Source organism: Leisingera sp. M527 (assembly GCF_025141525.1).
Lineage (GTDB): Bacteria > Pseudomonadota > Alphaproteobacteria > Rhodobacterales > Rhodobacteraceae > Leisingera.
The window spans coordinates 3,527,911-3,542,266 of sequence record NZ_CP081037.1; the positions used below are offsets into that span (position 1 = coordinate 3,527,911).

Below are 14,356 nucleotides of genomic sequence, written 5' to 3' on the forward strand. Positions count from 1 at the left end.
CTTATTCTGCGAAACATGACTTGGCGCGTATATTTCTGGTGACGCAGTGACGAAATTTATTGCCGCGAGCGGGTTGCGGGCGGAAATTCGTACCTGTCAGAATGGCTGCAGTTTGGACCGCATTCCGGGAACTTAAGCCTAGATTTCCTCGCCCTTTTCCAGCAGCTCCTCGATCAGCTGCCGCTGGATGCCCGGGCTGTCGCCGCCGCCGAACTGCAGCGCCCCGCCGGTGTAAAGCGTGCCATAGGTGCGGGCGATATTGACGGTCTGGCCAAGCGAGGAGATCAGCTGGTCTTTCTCCAAAGGTGACAGCGGGTGGATGAACACCGCCCAAAGCCGCCCCTTGGCCACGGCATAGCGTGCATCCAGGGCCGTGTCGAAATTGGCCTGCATCATCCGCATCATATCTTCCGTTGTCAGCCCCTCGGCCGGGCGCAGCGGCACCATTGCCCGCATCCGGTCCGCCGTCCGGTCGGTCACCACCAGCATCGGTACGCCTGAAATGGTCAGCTGAAACCCGGTGCCCGCGGGCTGCGCGTTTTCGTCCAATGCAAAGAGTATCCGCCCCAGCCGTTCATAGGTCATCGGCGGCTCGGGGGAGACAGGGGCCTTCGGCGCGTCCTGCGCCAAAGCAGGCACCGCAAGAACACACGCTGTCACAATCGTCCGCAACCAGGCCATAACGGCACCTCCTCATTGACACATGCACACAGGCTACTGCGCCGCGGCGCGAGGCTCCATGCACAGATGAGTGAGGCGCTGTGACTAAGCTCAAACGAAGATCGGGACGATCTGCAATGTCAGACGAACGAACGGGAATTAAACGTCCAGGATTTCGGACCTAAGTTCAACTCATCGGGCTGCACAGCCTGAACTGAACAGAACAACCCGCAACTGAACCTGATGAGGACACCCATGAAAATTCTTCTGACAACCGCCCTGATTTCGCTCTCTGCCGCGCTGGCCGCCCCGGCCTTTGCCGCTGATGAACTCAATGTCTCCAACGGTATCTCTGCCGGCGGTGCGCCGCTGGCTGCGCATGGCGTGGATCTTGTGTCGCTGCTGGACAGCCGCAACCCGGTGGAAGGCGTGGCAAACTACTCTGCCACTGTGGATGGCGCCTCTTATTACTTCACATCCGAGGAGAACAAGACCGCGTTTGAGGCCGATCCGGCGAAATACCTGCCGCAGCACGGCGGCTTTTGTTCCTATGGCGTGTCTGTGGGCAAGAAATTCGACGGCGACCCGGACCAGTACCTGGTGCATGACGGCAAGCTGTTCCTGTTCCTGAACGCCGCCACCCGCGCCGCCTTCCTGGAAGACGTACCCGGCACCGCCAAAACCGCAGACACCCAGTGGGGCCAGATCAAGCACACCGCCGTCAGCGAGCTCTGATCGCGCACCACCCTGCGTCCCGGAGGGCCAGGCGGTTCCGCTCCGTCCCGCCTGCCCTTGCACCCGCGGCTGTTGCGTCAGCTGCGGGTGTTTTTGGTTGTTTGATGATTACGCCAGTGTTTCGCCGGCCTCGCGGCGGGCTTCGATCACTGTGATCGCCTTGGCCAGGGCTTCTTCGATGCTCAGATCGCTGGTGTCGATCAGAATTGCATCAGCCGCCGGCCGCAATGGCGCCTCGGCACGGTTCATGTCGCGCTCGTCGCGTGCCTTCACATCCCCCAGCACCTCATCCAGCGTGGTTACCTTGCCCGCAGCGGCGAGTTCCAGGAACCGGCGCCGGGCGCGGACTTCGGCGCTGGCGGTCACAAAGAATTTCACCTGCGCATAGGGGCAAATCACGGTGCCGATGTCGCGCCCGTCCAGCACCGCGCCCCCGGCCCGGCGGGCAAAGGCGCGCTGGAAATCAATCAGTGCGGCGCGCACTTCGGCTATCACCGCCACTTTGGAGGCCGCCTGGGCCACCTCCCGCCCGCGCAGGTCGTCACGCGCTAGGTCTTCCGGTGTCAGGTTCTGCGCGGCCTCAACCGGTGCCACACCATCCAGCATCTTGGCCCCGACCGCACGGTACAAGAGGCCGGTATCCAGGTGGCTAAAGCCGTAATGGGCCGCCAGCGCCTTGGACAGCGTCCCCTTGCCAGCCGCCGCGGGGCCGTCGACGGCTATCGTGTAACTTTGGCTCATGTGCGCTCCAGCTTGGCGCCGAGGTCCCCCATCAGGCTCTCGAAGATCGGGAAGGAGGTTGCAATCGGGCCGCCGTCATCGACGGAGACCGCGTTCTGCGCACCCATGCCCATAACCATGAAGGACATGGCGATGCGGTGATCCAGGACGCTTTCGCAGGTGCCGCCGCCGGGCACGCCATTGATGCCCAGGCCGGTGACTTCCCACCAGTCTTCGCCTTCCTCAACCGTCACGCCGTTGACGCGCAGGCCCTTGGCCATGGCGTCGATGCGGTCGCTTTCCTTGACGCGCAGCTCCTTGACGCCCGCCATCATGGTCTTGCCTTCCGCAAAGGATGCCACCACCGACAGCACCGGGTATTCGTCGATCATCGAGGCGGCGCGTTCCGGCGGAACCTCAATGCCCTTCATATCGGGAGAGTATTTGGCCCGCAGATCGGCAACCGGCTCGCCGCCCTCTTCGCGCATGTTCTCAAACGTCAGATCCGCGCCCATGTCCTGCAGAGTATAGTAGAGGCCTGCACGGGTCGGGTTCAGGCCGATGTTCGGCACCAGCACGTCGGAACCGGGGGTGATCAGCGCGGCACAGACCGGGAAGGCGGCGGAGGACGGGTCGCGCGGCACCGTGATCACCTGCGGGTTCAGCTCCGGACGGCCGGTCAGAGTGATGACGCGGCCCTCTTCGGTTTCCTCAGTGGTGATCTCGGCGCCGAAACCGGCCAGCATCCGCTCGGTATGGTCGCGGGTGGCTTCCTTTTCGATCACCACGGTTTTGCCCGGTGCGTTGAGACCGGCAAACAGCACCGCTGATTTCACCTGCGCTGACGGCACCGGAACCTCGTAACGCACCGGCACCGGATCAGCCGCACCCACGATGGTCATTGGCAGCCGCCCGCCGGAGCGGCCTACGGATTGCGTGCCGAACAGCGCCAGCGGGTCGGTGACACGTGCCATCGGGCGCTTGTTCAGCGAGGCATCGCCGGTAAAGGTCGCAGTAATCGGAGAGGTTGCCATCACCCCCATGATCAGCCGCACCCCGGTGCCGGAGTTGCCGCAGTCGATCACATTGCCCGGCTCAGCAAAACCGCCAACGCCAACCCCGAACACCGACCAGCTGCCGCCGCCGTGGTTCACCACCTCGGCGCCAAAAGCCTGCATTGCTTTGGCTGTGTCCAGAACGTCCTCGCCCTCCAGCAGGCCGGAGATCCTGGTCTCCCCCACCGACAGTGCGCCCAGGATCAGCGAGCGGTGCGAAATCGACTTGTCGCCGGGCACATTTGCCACGCCTTTCAGCGGGTCGGCACGGTGGGAGGTCATCGGGATGGGCGTGCCGTGTCCGGACATGGGGCTTCCTTCGTCTGTCGGTGCTTACTTACGTTGGCGCTATCGGTAACGGATTGGCGCTGGACGGTCCAGAGCCTTTGCCCGCAGCCCGCCCGCACCCTCAGCCAAGGCGGCGGAAGGTCAGGTAATGCGGCGTGCGGCCCTCGCGCAGGGCTTTCTGCTCATAGCGGGTGGAAATCCAGTCATCCCAGGACTGGCGCCAATCTTCGGGACCTTCGGCCAGCCACTCGAAACCGGCCTTCGGCACCTCCTCCAGGGTCTGGCGCACATAGTCGGGAATGTCAGTCGCCACCCGGAAGATCGCGCCCGGCTTCAGGCAGCGGGCCAGCGGCTCAAGATGCTCTTGCGTCACAAAGCGGCGGCGGTGGTGGCGGGCCTTGGGCCAGGGATCGGGATACAGCAGAAAGGCACGCGAAATGGAACCCTCGGGCAGCACATCCATCAGGTCACGCGCGTCGCCGGGATGCACCGCGATATTCTCAGCCGCCGCTTTGCGGATCTTGCCCAGCAGCATGGCGACGCCGTTGATAAACGGTTCGGCCCCGATGATGCCAACATCCGGGTTGCTTGCGGCCTGATGCACCAGATGCTCACCGCCGCCAAAGCCGATCTCAAGCCAGACATCTTTGCCGCCGAACAACGCGTTCACGTCCAGCGGGGTACGGTCCGGGTTCACATCCCAATCGACCGCACCGGGGCTGAGGCTGGCCAGATCTTCGTCAAGATAGCGCTTCTGGCTGTCTTTCAGAGTCTTGCCCTTGAAGCGGCCATAGAAGTTGCGCCAAGGCGCGCCGCTGGCATGTTTATCGGCCGCATTGGCAACAGCGGTCCGGGCATTCTTGGTCTTGTCGTCGCGGGGCTTCTGGTCGCCGGACATGCGTCTAGGCTCCTGTTCAGGGCGTCGTTTGAAAGGCTGGACGCTCCTCTGCCGCATGCGGGCTTCGTGGTCAAGCCTGTGTCAAGCCGGCTAGCGGGTTTGCCCCTGCCGGACCTCGCGCAGAACGCCCGCTGCAATCAGCCGCAAGCGGCTGGGATACCATTCGCCATCCGGGTCCGTGCGCAGTGTCTCAATCGCAAAGCCGGGATCGACACCGCGCGCCACCATATAGCTGAGATGGTCGTGGATTTCGCGCTGCGTATCCACATAGATCCAGGATCCGAACTCAAAAGGCGTCGCCCAGCGCTGCGCCTTCCGCTCGCTCCGGTAGTATTTATGCACCGCTGCCGCCGGCCAATTGCGCTGGTGAAAGCCGATCTTGGACCCGATTGTCATCCGCCTCCGGCTGCCGGCCAGAAAGACATCGACACAGGCGCTGATACAGGCCCCGTCAACCGATGTATCCAGCCCGTGTTCCAGCACCAGCCCGGCCATCTCTTCCCCGGCATAAACACTGCCGCCAATGCTGTTGAGCTGCAGTTCGGAGATTTCCGGGTTTTTCTTCAGAATTTCCTGCAGGCGCCCGATGTCTTGCTCGGTGATTTCCGCCGGCTCGTCTTCCGTTTTCCGTTCGGTGTCATAAACCAGCGTTCCGCCTTGCAGGCTGAATTTTTGCGGCAATGTATCCTTGGCGGACGCAGATGACGCCAGAGCCAGAAAGGAAAGAACAGTTATCACGCGCAGCATCGCAGTCCCGGCAGCTGGAAACACTCTTCCTTGCACTATGGTGCAGCGGACCGGTGTCTTCCAGCCTCAAAACGTCAGCTCTTCTGCCTCAGTACTTCGCGCGCGAAACACCCGGTCAGCATTGCTGACCGGCCCGCCGCGCCGCAGCGCGGCGCCGGGCCCAACGGGAGAGGCGCATTCCCGGAATGCGCCGAAACGGGCGGGAGCATCACCCAAACGAAAAAGAGCGGCCCCTGCGGCCCGCTCTCTTGTTTCGATCAGCCCGGTGTCAGACTGCTTTCTTCAGCGCCCCGGCCAGATCAGTACGCTCCCAGCTGAAACCGCCATCGGCTTCCGGGTCGCGGCCGAAATGGCCATAGGCAGCGGTGCGCTGATAAATCGGCTTGTTCAGGCCCAGATGCGAACGGATGCCGCGCGGGGTCAGATCCATCACCTGGTCGATCGCCTTTTCAATCGCCGCTGCGTCCACTTCACCGGTGCCATGCGTGTCAGCATAGATCGACAACGGCTTGGACACGCCAATGGCATAAGACAGCTGAATGGTGCATTTCTCCGCGATGCCCGCAGCCACGACGTTTTTGGCCAGATAGCGCGCTGCATAGGCTGCCGAGCGGTCCACCTTGGTCGGGTCCTTGCCGGAAAACGCACCACCGCCATGCGGGGCCGCACCGCCATAGGTGTCCACGATGATTTTACGGCCGGTCAGGCCTGCATCGCCATCCGGGCCGCCGATCACAAACTTGCCGGTCGGGTTCACATGCCATTCGGTGGCGCTGGTCAGCCAGCCTTCGGGCAGGGTTTCACGGATGTAGGGTTCCACCAATGCACGAATGTCAGCCGAGGTCAGGCTTTCATCCAGATGCTGGGTCGACAGCACCAGCGAGCTGACGCCCACCGGCTTGCCGCCCTCGTAGACCACCGACAGCTGCGATTTCGCATCCGGGCCCAGCGCAGGCTCGGTGCCGTTTTTGCGCACTTCCGCCAAGCGGCGCAGGATCGCGTGGGAATACTGGATCGGCGCAGGCATCAGCGCATCGGTTTCATTGGTGGCAAAACCAAACATAATGCCCTGGTCGCCGGCGCCTTCGTCCTTGTCGCCGGACGCATCCACGCCTTGGGCGATATGGGCGGACTGTTCGTGCAGCAGGTTGGTCACTTCCACGGTTTCGTGGTGGAATTTGTCCTGCTCGTAGCCGATGTCCTTGATGCAGGCACGGGTGATCTCATCGATCTTGCCCATGTAGTCGTGCAGCTTGTCCTGATCGGACAGGCCGACTTCGCCCCCGATGACAACACGGTTGGTGGTGGCGAAAGTCTCAGCTGCCACGCGTGCTTCGGGTTCTTCCGCCAGGAAAGCATCCAGCACCGCATCTGAAATGCGGTCGCAGACCTTGTCCGGGTGGCCTTCGGAGACAGATTCCGAAGTGAAAGTGTAGTTCATACGGGTCATGAAAAGTGCTCCACTGGTTCCATCCTTGCCACGCCAGGAAGCCGTTGTGGCAGGTATCAAGCCGCAGTACGCGGCCCATCCGCGCGGGTCAATCTATATTCCAATAGAGTTAAGCAGCTATGACCGCGGCACAAGGGCGCGGGAGCGCAAAAAAAACCGCTGCCGCAGCCAACAGGCACAGCAGGAACACCGGCCAATCCCCTATGCGGCTGTAGAGCGTCGGCGGCAGCGGCGCAGGCAAGGCCGCATCGATGTAACCCGCGTCACCCAGCGGCAGGCTGTTCAGCAGGGTTCCGTCCGCTCCGATCATTGCAGACACCCCGGTATTTGCAGCCCGGATCATTGGCAGGCCTTGCTCGATGGCCCGCATCCTGGCCTGCACCAGATGCTGAAAGGGGCCGGACCGGGTGCCGAACCAGGCGTCATTGGTGACCTGCACCAGCATGTCGGGGCGGGTCTCTGCGGCATTCACATCCTGTGGAAAAACAGCCTCGTAGCAGATCAGCGGCAAGGCGCGGCCAATAGGCAGATCCATAATTTGGGGCCCGGGCCCGGCGGCATATCCCGCACCTGCCCGCGACGCAAAACCATAGATCCCGAACCGGGCCATGACGTCGCCAAACGGCACATATTCCCCGAACGGCACCAGATGCGCCTTGTCATAGGCGGCAGCGGGCTGACCGTCCATGTCCAGCAGCACCGCAGAATTGTAAAAAGCGCCCGCCTCCTCCCGCTGGATGCCCAGAAGCACCGGCACCCCGCCGGCGTTTTCGGAAATGACCTGCAGGGTGTCATCCGCATAATTCAGCAGCTGCGGCACCGCGGTTTCCGGCCAGACAATCAGGTCCGGACGCGGCGTTTCGGCAGAAAAAGCAACAGCGCGGCGGACAAATTCCCAGCGGTGATCCGGGTGCCACTTCAATTCCTGCGGTGCGTTGGGCTGAACGATTCGCACGGTCTTGCCTGTTGGATTTGCCTGCGGCGGGGCGGGAACGGCAAAGGCAGCGGCTGCCGCCAGTCCCAATGGCGCCAAGGCTGCCGCCGGGGCCCGCCGCAGCAAGGCCAGCGGCAGGAAGGCCGCAAGCGTCAGCAGCGCCAGCCCTTGCGGGCCGATCCAGGGCAGCAGGTTTGCAGCAGGCGTATCAATCCAGAATTGTCCGAAAGCCGCCCAGGGAAAGCCGGTCAGCAGATAAGCACGGCCAAATTCCACCAGGGACCAGGCAGCAACCAGCATCGGGATCCGCCAGACGCCGGCGCTGAACCGGGCGGCCAGTCCAAACGCAGCGCCCCAGAACAAGGCAAGCCCCGCCGCCAGAAACAGCAGCGCAAAAGGCGCCATCCAGGCATGGCGTTCCGGATCGATCTGAAAGGGTTCAAGGATCCAGGACAGGCCAAAGGCAAAATACCCCAGCCCGAACAGCCAGCCGGCCAGCATCGCCGCGCGCGCCGTGGCGGCCTGCAGAACCAGCCAGCCTGCGGCGCCCAAGGCAAGCGGCAGTCCGAACCAAAAGCTCCAGGGGGCAAGTGCCAGAGACGCCAGCGCGCCGCCGCCAAAGGCCAGACCGGCACGGGCCGGACTGAACCGCCGCACGGCCCGCCGCAGCCCGGTTGCCATCATGCAGCGGCGTCCGGCAGCCGCACCCGCAACCGCTTGATCCTGCGGGGGTCGGCGTCCATCACTTCAAATTCGGTGCCTTCGGGGTGTTCGATCACCTCGCCGCGGGCTGGCACCCGGCCCGAGAGCATGAAGACCAGCCCGCCCAGGGTCTCGATCTCTTCCTCGTCCACGTCGTCGTGGCTGGTCAGAGACTGGCCGATCTCAGTCTCGAATTCCGGCAGCGGGGTCCGGGCAAGCGCGATGTAGCATCCGGGCTTTTCCTCGAACCAGGTCTGCAGCTCATCGGCGTCGTGCTCATCTTCGATCTCGCCGACCACCTGCTCGATCAGATCCTCGATGGTGACAAGCCCGTCCACACCGCCGTATTCGTCGATCACCAGCGCCATATGGCGGCGCTCGGCTTGCATTTTGGTCAGAAGTACCCCGATCGGCATTGACGGTGGCACAAACAGCAGCGGACGCAGCATTTGGGACAGCTCAAAGTCCGAGGTACCACCGTTGAAACCATGGGTCAGCGAGAAATCCTTGAGGTGAACAAAGCCCAGCGGCGTGTCCAGCGTGCCCTCATACACCGGGATCCGGGTAAAGCCGCTTTCGCGGAAAATGCCAACAAGGTCTTCCTTGGCGATGGAAACCGGCACAGCAGCGATTTCTGCAGATGGAATCGCAACGTCCTCAACTCGCAGCCGGCGCAGGTTCATCATGCCGCGCGGTTCCGTCCCGGCAACGGGCTGTTCGCGGCCACTGTCTTCTTCGGACTGCGGCTCTGCACTGAAGGCCCCGAAGAGCCGTGCCCAGAAACCGGTTTTCCCAGAGGCCGGCGCATCCGCTGCCGTGCCATTGATGTTCTGCAGCGCGCCCTGCGCCGCGTTAGAACTGCCTTCTATGTCGCCCATCGATCCTATCCAAAGGCCCCGCTTAAGGGGCGTCCTCACTCATATATGGGTTCGCGATACCCATTTTGCCAAGTAGCAGCACCTCAATCCCTTCCATCAATGCGGCATCGCGGTCACGAATGTGATCATAACCTAAAAGATGCAACATTCCGTGAACGATCAAATGGCGGGTGTGATCGCCCAGCGGCTTGCCTGCTTCGGCAGCTTCGCGGGCGCAAGTGTCAAAAGACACCGCAATGTCGCCCAGCGGGTATTCGCCGGTGAAATCGGCCTGGGGCCGCGCCGGGGTGCCGCCGTCTTCTTCCGCGGCAAGGTCTTCGGCAGGCCAGCTCAGCACATTTGTCGGCTTGGCCTTTTCGCGGAATTCGGCGTTGAGATCCGCAATGCGCGGGTCATCACAGGCCAGAAGCGAGATTTCGCAATCTTCCGGGTCCAATGCGAAATGCGCCAGAACCGCTGAGACAGCCTGTTCAGCCAGTGCTTCAAGCCCGGCCTCTTGCCAGCGGCTGTCTTCGATAGTGATGTCGAGCGTCATGGAGCCGTTGCACATGCGGGGGCCAGCCCCCGCACCCCCGGAGTATTTTTACAAAGGTGAAACCCGGCAGAGCCTTAGCATCAGGCCGGTTTAGCATCCGCGTCATAGGCCTCGATGATCGCCGCCACAAGGGGGTGCCGCACCACGTCGCGGGCAGTGAAGTAATTGAAGCTGATTTTAGGGATCGCGTTCAGCAGCCGTTCCGCGTCTGCCAGACCCGATTGCACGCCGCGCGGCAGATCGACCTGGGAGCGGTCGCCGGTGATCACCATGCGCGAACCTTCGCCCAGGCGGGTCAGGAACATCTTCATCTGCATGGTGGTCGCATTCTGCGCCTCATCCAGCACCACAAAAGCATTGGACAGCGTGCGCCCGCGCATGAATGCAAGCGGCGCGATTTCGATGCGCTTTTCCTCGATCAGTTTGGCCGCCTGTTTTTCCGGCAGGAAGTCGTTCAGCGCATCGTACAAGGGCTGCATGTAAGGATCGACCTTGTCCTTCATGTCGCCGGGCAGGTAGCCGAGCTTTTCGCCCGCCTCCACCGCCGGGCGGCTGAGGATGATGCGGTCCACATGGCCTGTGATGAACATGGAGACACCCACCGCAACGGCGAGATAGGTCTTGCCCGTGCCCGCCGGGCCGATCCCGAAGGCCAGTTCACTTTCGAACAGCGAATGCACATAGGCCTTCTGTGCTTCGGTGCGCGGTTCCACCAGTTTTTTGCGGGTTTTGATTTCCACCCGGCCGCCGCGGAACATTTGCAATTGGCCGTCCGGTTCGGCATCCGCCGTCTCTTGCCCCATGCGCAATTCGCGGTCGATATCGCCGCTTTCGACGCTGCGGCCGGTTTCCAGCCGGTCATATAGCGCGGTGAGCACCCCGGCTGCCTGACCGCGTGCCGACTCCTCGCCCATCACCGACAGCTGGTTGCCGCGGCGGACGATCTGCACGCCCAGTTTCTGTTCGATGTCAGCCAGGTTGCGGTCGTATTCGCCGCACAGGTCGATCAGCAATCGGTTGTCGGGAAATTCCAGAAGCACTTCATGGGCTGCGGACTGGTCTTGCGCGTCATTCAGGGCACTGATGGCCAAGCTGATCTCCTCAATCTGGCGTTGCTCTTTCAGTTTGCCCGCGAAGTGGAATTTGCGCAAGATCCGGCGCACAAAATTCACACCGCTGAAACAAAACAGCCGCCCCGGAGGGCGGCTGAAAAGCAATTGGCACAAAGTCCGCTTACAGCGCGTCGCCGAAGGTAGAGCCAGCCTTGAACGGGCCGGTGGCAGTGTTGCGCGGCAGGTTGCTGTTGCAGACCGGCTTGCCGTCAGGTGTGCGGCGCAGGTCGGCGTAGCCTTCGAGACCGTCGTCGATGATCCAGTGTTCGCAGCCCTGCGGGTCGACCCAGATGCCGGCGGTCATGTTCGACAGATGGCTGGAAGAACCATCGCCGGCATGCTGGTCACGGGTTTTGTCCAGGGTTTCGGAACAGGCCGGGACCAGGGCCGCGGCGGCGAGGAGCAGAAGTGTTTTACGCATCAGCATGGTTTCTGTCTCCTCAGCGCAGGCAATAGATTTCGACACGGCGGTTTTGCGCCATATTTCCGGCACTGGTGTTGGGCACCCGCGGGTCGCGTTCACCATAGGCGCGCACATCATTGATCCGCGCACCCACCGAACGGCCCGCCTGAGCCACGGCATGGGCGCGGCGCTCGGACAGGCGGATATTATATTCATCCGATGCCCGGCTGTCGGTATGGCCCGCCACGACAAAGGCACGGGCGCCATTGGATTTCGCCTGCTGGAAAAACTCCCCCAGGCGCTTGCGGCCTGCGGCATTGATGTAGTGTTTGTCCGTGGCAAAAAACTGGTCTGTCGGCATCACGCCGCAAATGTTGCCGCGGCGGCAGACCGGCTTGCCATCCGGGGTCACATGCGGGGACATGAAGCCTTCGGCGCCGTCATCCATCACCCAGTGTTCGCAGCCGTCCGGGTCAACCCAGATGGTGGGCACATAACGTTCGCCCTTGATGGTCCGCTGAGTTTGCGCGCTGGCAGGCGCGGCAGCAATGCTGAGCGCAGCCGCAGCAGCGGCGGCCAGCGCAACCGCTTTATTAAATTTGAGTATCAACACAACCAGATTTCCTTCACCTAAGTTCCCCCAGCGCGCTTGCCGCTTACGTGCCCACCGCTCAGGCCATAAGAGTCAAACTACCTGAAATTGATGCAGTATACCTGCTAAATTAATTGTTATTCCGCGCAGATTAATCGCATTTTCCGGGACACTCAAAGCACCCAAATAATATTGTCGCCGGAACCGATGCAATCGGGACTCACCTGCGCAATCCGGAAAAACGGAGATAGAGCCGCTTTGAAAAAAGCGGCTGGAAAGATTCGCGCTGTGGCGGAAGCTTTAGCCGATCAATTCCCCGGCCAGGGAATTTGCACCAGAGGAAATGATGCGCACCCGGGCCAAGTCCCCCGGCGCGCGGTTGCAATCAGCGACATGAACGGCGTGGAGGTAGTCGGATTTACCAACCATCTGGCCCGGCCGGCGGCCTGGCTTCTCAAACAGAACGCCCACTTCGCGGCCCACCATGCTGTCCTGCACCTCGCGCTGCTGCCGGGTCAGCAAAGCCTGCAGGCGCTGCAGCCGGTCATCCGCCGCGGCCGGATCGACCTGGGCGCGTTCGGCTGCAGGGGTGCCGGGGCGGGTCGAGTATTTGAAGGAATAGGCAGTGCCGTATTTCACCTCTTCCACCAGATCCATTGTGGCCTGGAAATCTTCCTCGGTCTCTTCCGGGAAACCGACGATGAAGTCGCCGGAGATCAGGATATCGGGCCGTGCCGCGCGGATGCGCTCAATCAGGCGGAGGTAGCTTTCGGCGGTGTGGGCGCGGTTCATCCGCTTCAGGATCTTGTCCGATCCCGCCTGCACCGGCAGATGCAGATAAGGCATCAGCTTGGCGCAGGTGCCATGCGCCTCGATCAGGTCGTCCTGCATGTCGTTGGGATGCGACGTGGTGAAGCGGATGCGCTCCAGCCCGTCGACCTTGTCCAGCTCCCAGATCAGCTGTGCCAGGGTCAGGTCGCCATTGGGCCCGGCCCCGTGATAGGCGTTCACATTCTGGCCCAGAAGGGTGATTTCGCGCACGCCGCGCTCTACCAGATCGCGGGCTTCGGTCAGGATACGATCCGCAGGGCGCGAAACTTCGGCGCCGCGGGTATAGGGCACCACGCAGAAAGCGCAGAATTTGTCACAGCCTTCCTGCACCGTCAGGAACGCAGTGGGGCCGCGCTTGGCCTTGGGGCGGTTCTTGAGCTTCTCAAACTTGTCTTCCTCGGGGAAATCGGTGTCCAGCACCTTTTCCCCTTCGCGCGTCTTGGCTTCCATTTCGGGCAGACGGTGATAGCTTTGCGGGCCGACCACCAGATCCACCAGCGGCTGGCGGCGCATGATCTCTTCGCCCTCGGCTTGGGCGACACAGCCGGCGACACCGATCTTCAGATCCGGCTTTTCTGCCTTCAGCCCTTTGAAACGGCCCAGCTCGGAATAGACTTTCTCGGCGGCCTTTTCCCGGATGTGGCAGGTATTGAGCAGGATCATGTCGGCGTCATCTGCCGATTTGGTCTCGACATAGCCTTCACCGCCCAGCGCTTCGGCCATGCGTTCGCTGTCATAGACATTCATCTGACAGCCATAGGTCTTGATAAACAGCTTCTTCGGGGCGCTCATGCGGGTCAGCCTTCCAGCCAAGGTGGGTAAACAGCGGCCTGCCTTACAGACAAATGCCGCCGCTTGCAATGAGACGGGATTTACCCGATTTTGGCCGCAATGGCCAGAAAGGCAAAAGGCAGACGGGCATGATGTATTCTTCGCTGCAGGATTTCCTGAAAGAGGGCAAGGCGTTGCTGGTCAAAGGGCCGGTTGCGCTGGTCTTTGTCGAGGATGAGGTGGAGATCGCAACCACCCTGCGCCACCACCTGCAAAGCGGTTTCAAGGCCGTTGTGGCGCTGATGCCGGATGCCTTTGACCTGCCGCAGGATGTGCGCGCCAAGGTGCACCGGGTGCCGTTTGACTGCGCCCTCGAAGGCGCGCTGACAGAGGCCGTCAATGCGGTGATCGCTGCGGCGCAACCCGGTTGCTGGCTTTATTACTGCTACAATGCGGAATATCTGTTCTACCCGTTCTGCGAGACCCGCAGCGTTGGTGAAATGCTGACCTTCCATACCGAAGAGCGGCGGGATGCGGTGCTCAGCTATGTGATCGACCTTTATGCCGGCGATCTGGAGGCCTGCCCCGGCGCTGTCTCGCTGGAGGCGGCCTATCTCGACAAATCCGGTTACTATGCCCAGTCGCGCAAGGACCCCGAAACCGGCCATCCGCGTGAACGGCAGCTGGATTTCTTTGGCGGGGTGCGCTGGCGGTTCGAAGAACATATCCCGGAGAAGAGCCGTAAAATCGACCGGATTTCACTATTCAAGGCCAAACCGGGACTGGTGCTGCAGCAGGATCACACTTTCAACGACCAGGAATACAATACCTATGCCTGCCCCTGGCATCACAACTTGACCGCTGCGGTCTGTTCTTTCCGCACCGCCAAGGCGCTGAAGCGCAATCCCGGCTCTACCTTCGACATTGAAACCTTCCGGTGGCACAACTCCGCGCCGTTTGAATGGCATTCGCGTCAACTATTGGATTTGGGGCTGATGGAGCCGGGGCAGTGGTTCTGAACCCAGCCGGCGGCGGCTGAGGAAAC

At 62.0% G+C, this 14,356-nt stretch carries 15 protein-coding genes and 1 riboswitch; of the genes, 2 read left to right on the forward strand and 13 right to left on the reverse strand.

Annotated features, from left to right (window positions below; translation table 11 throughout):
- Positions 1-138: 138 nt before the first annotated feature.
- On the reverse strand, positions 139-681 hold the full coding sequence (locus K3555_RS17450) for a hypothetical protein (RefSeq protein WP_260006431.1): 543 nt from the start codon (positions 679-681) through the stop codon (positions 139-141).
- 234 nt (positions 682-915) lie between these two features.
- Here K3555_RS17450 and K3555_RS17455 point away from each other — a divergent pair, with 234 nt between their 5' ends.
- Positions 916-1,395 carry a YHS domain-containing (seleno)protein gene (locus K3555_RS17455; protein ID WP_259987685.1) on the forward strand — a complete coding sequence of 160 codons (480 nt, stop codon included), beginning with the start codon at positions 916-918 and terminating at the stop codon, positions 1,393-1,395.
- Between the two features lie 108 nt (positions 1,396-1,503).
- Here the strand turns inward: K3555_RS17455 and K3555_RS17460 are convergent, their stop codons facing one another.
- From K3555_RS17460 to miaB, 12 genes are all read right to left on the reverse strand, one after another.
- Complete coding sequence (locus K3555_RS17460; protein ID WP_260006432.1) at positions 1,504-2,136, reverse strand: d(CMP) kinase; 633 nt, start codon at positions 2,134-2,136, stop codon at positions 1,504-1,506.
- Complete coding sequence (gene aroA, locus K3555_RS17465) at positions 2,133-3,479, reverse strand: 3-phosphoshikimate 1-carboxyvinyltransferase (protein WP_260006433.1); 1,347 nt, start codon at positions 3,477-3,479, stop codon at positions 2,133-2,135. The genes K3555_RS17460 and aroA overlap by 4 nt, the downstream gene beginning before the upstream one ends.
- A gap of 100 nt (positions 3,480-3,579) precedes the next feature.
- Complete coding sequence (locus K3555_RS17470) at positions 3,580-4,356, reverse strand: tRNA (guanosine(46)-N(7))-methyltransferase TrmB (protein ID WP_260006434.1); 777 nt, start codon at positions 4,354-4,356, stop codon at positions 3,580-3,582.
- Between the two features lie 90 nt (positions 4,357-4,446).
- Positions 4,447-5,103, reverse strand: coding sequence for a hypothetical protein (locus tag K3555_RS17475; protein ID WP_260006435.1), 657 nt, complete (start codon positions 5,101-5,103; stop codon positions 4,447-4,449).
- A gap of 268 nt (positions 5,104-5,371) precedes the next feature.
- On the reverse strand, positions 5,372-6,553 hold the full coding sequence (metK, locus tag K3555_RS17480; RefSeq protein WP_259987694.1) for a methionine adenosyltransferase: 1,182 nt from the start codon (positions 6,551-6,553) through the stop codon (positions 5,372-5,374).
- A gap of 6 nt (positions 6,554-6,559) precedes the next feature.
- A riboswitch (SAM-SAH riboswitch) is annotated at positions 6,560-6,609 on the reverse strand.
- A gap of 53 nt (positions 6,610-6,662) precedes the next feature.
- Positions 6,663-8,171: an apolipoprotein N-acyltransferase gene (gene lnt, locus K3555_RS17485; protein WP_260006436.1), complete on the reverse strand. Its 1,509-nt coding sequence runs from the start codon at positions 8,169-8,171 to the stop codon at positions 6,663-6,665.
- Positions 8,168-9,067, reverse strand: coding sequence for a hemolysin family protein (locus tag K3555_RS17490; protein WP_259987698.1), 900 nt, complete (start codon positions 9,065-9,067; stop codon positions 8,168-8,170). Before K3555_RS17490 ends, lnt begins: the two co-directional genes overlap by 4 nt.
- Before the next feature lie 22 nt (positions 9,068-9,089).
- Positions 9,090-9,602, reverse strand: a complete 513-nt coding sequence (ybeY, locus tag K3555_RS17495) for an rRNA maturation RNase YbeY (protein ID WP_260008557.1) — start codon at positions 9,600-9,602, stop codon at positions 9,090-9,092.
- Positions 9,603-9,682: 80 nt separating this feature from the next.
- On the reverse strand, positions 9,683-10,693 hold the full coding sequence (locus tag K3555_RS17500) for a PhoH family protein (protein ID WP_260006437.1): 1,011 nt from the start codon (positions 10,691-10,693) through the stop codon (positions 9,683-9,685).
- Between the two features lie 142 nt (positions 10,694-10,835).
- Complete coding sequence (locus K3555_RS17505) at positions 10,836-11,141, reverse strand: hypothetical protein (RefSeq protein ID WP_260006438.1); 306 nt, start codon at positions 11,139-11,141, stop codon at positions 10,836-10,838.
- Between the two features lie 13 nt (positions 11,142-11,154).
- Entirely contained in the window at positions 11,155-11,736 is a 582-nt protein-coding gene (locus K3555_RS17510) for an OmpA family protein (protein ID WP_260008558.1), read from the reverse strand.
- A 273-nt stretch (positions 11,737-12,009) separates the two neighbouring features.
- The gene (gene miaB, locus K3555_RS17515; protein ID WP_260006439.1) at positions 12,010-13,332 is read right to left on the reverse strand and encodes a tRNA (N6-isopentenyl adenosine(37)-C2)-methylthiotransferase MiaB; all 1,323 of its coding nucleotides are present in this window, start codon (positions 13,330-13,332) and stop codon (positions 12,010-12,012) included.
- Between the two features lie 128 nt (positions 13,333-13,460).
- Between miaB and K3555_RS17520 the strand changes: the two genes are divergently transcribed.
- On the forward strand, positions 13,461-14,330 hold the full coding sequence (locus K3555_RS17520) for a glycosyltransferase family 2 protein (RefSeq protein ID WP_260006440.1): 870 nt from the start codon (positions 13,461-13,463) through the stop codon (positions 14,328-14,330).
- Positions 14,331-14,356 lie beyond the last annotated feature (26 nt).

What these genes read in the sequence shown, in the direction of transcription:
- K3555_RS17450 (WP_260006431.1), bottom strand. Translation starts at nt 681, where the DNA reads ATGGCCTGGTTGCGGACGATTGTGACAGCGTGTGTTCTTGCGGTGCCT.
- K3555_RS17455 (WP_259987685.1), top strand. Translation starts at nt 916, where the DNA reads ATGAAAATTCTTCTGACAACCGCCCTGATTTCGCTCTCTGCCGCGCTG.
- K3555_RS17460 (WP_260006432.1), bottom strand. Translation starts at nt 2,136, where the DNA reads ATGAGCCAAAGTTACACGATAGCCGTCGACGGCCCCGCGGCGGCTGGC.
- aroA (WP_260006433.1), bottom strand. Translation starts at nt 3,479, where the DNA reads ATGTCCGGACACGGCACGCCCATCCCGATGACCTCCCACCGTGCCGAC.
- K3555_RS17470 (WP_260006434.1), bottom strand. Translation starts at nt 4,356, where the DNA reads ATGTCCGGCGACCAGAAGCCCCGCGACGACAAGACCAAGAATGCCCGG.
- K3555_RS17475 (WP_260006435.1), bottom strand. Translation starts at nt 5,103, where the DNA reads ATGCTGCGCGTGATAACTGTTCTTTCCTTTCTGGCTCTGGCGTCATCT.
- metK (WP_259987694.1), bottom strand. Translation starts at nt 6,553, where the DNA reads ATGACCCGTATGAACTACACTTTCACTTCGGAATCTGTCTCCGAAGGC.
- lnt (WP_260006436.1), bottom strand. Translation starts at nt 8,171, where the DNA reads ATGATGGCAACCGGGCTGCGGCGGGCCGTGCGGCGGTTCAGTCCGGCC.
- K3555_RS17490 (WP_259987698.1), bottom strand. Translation starts at nt 9,067, where the DNA reads ATGGGCGACATAGAAGGCAGTTCTAACGCGGCGCAGGGCGCGCTGCAG.
- ybeY (WP_260008557.1), bottom strand. Translation starts at nt 9,602, where the DNA reads ATGACGCTCGACATCACTATCGAAGACAGCCGCTGGCAAGAGGCCGGG.
- K3555_RS17505 (WP_260006438.1), bottom strand. Translation starts at nt 11,141, where the DNA reads ATGCTGATGCGTAAAACACTTCTGCTCCTCGCCGCCGCGGCCCTGGTC.
- miaB (WP_260006439.1), bottom strand. Translation starts at nt 13,332, where the DNA reads ATGAGCGCCCCGAAGAAGCTGTTTATCAAGACCTATGGCTGTCAGATG.
- K3555_RS17520 (WP_260006440.1), top strand. Translation starts at nt 13,461, where the DNA reads ATGATGTATTCTTCGCTGCAGGATTTCCTGAAAGAGGGCAAGGCGTTG.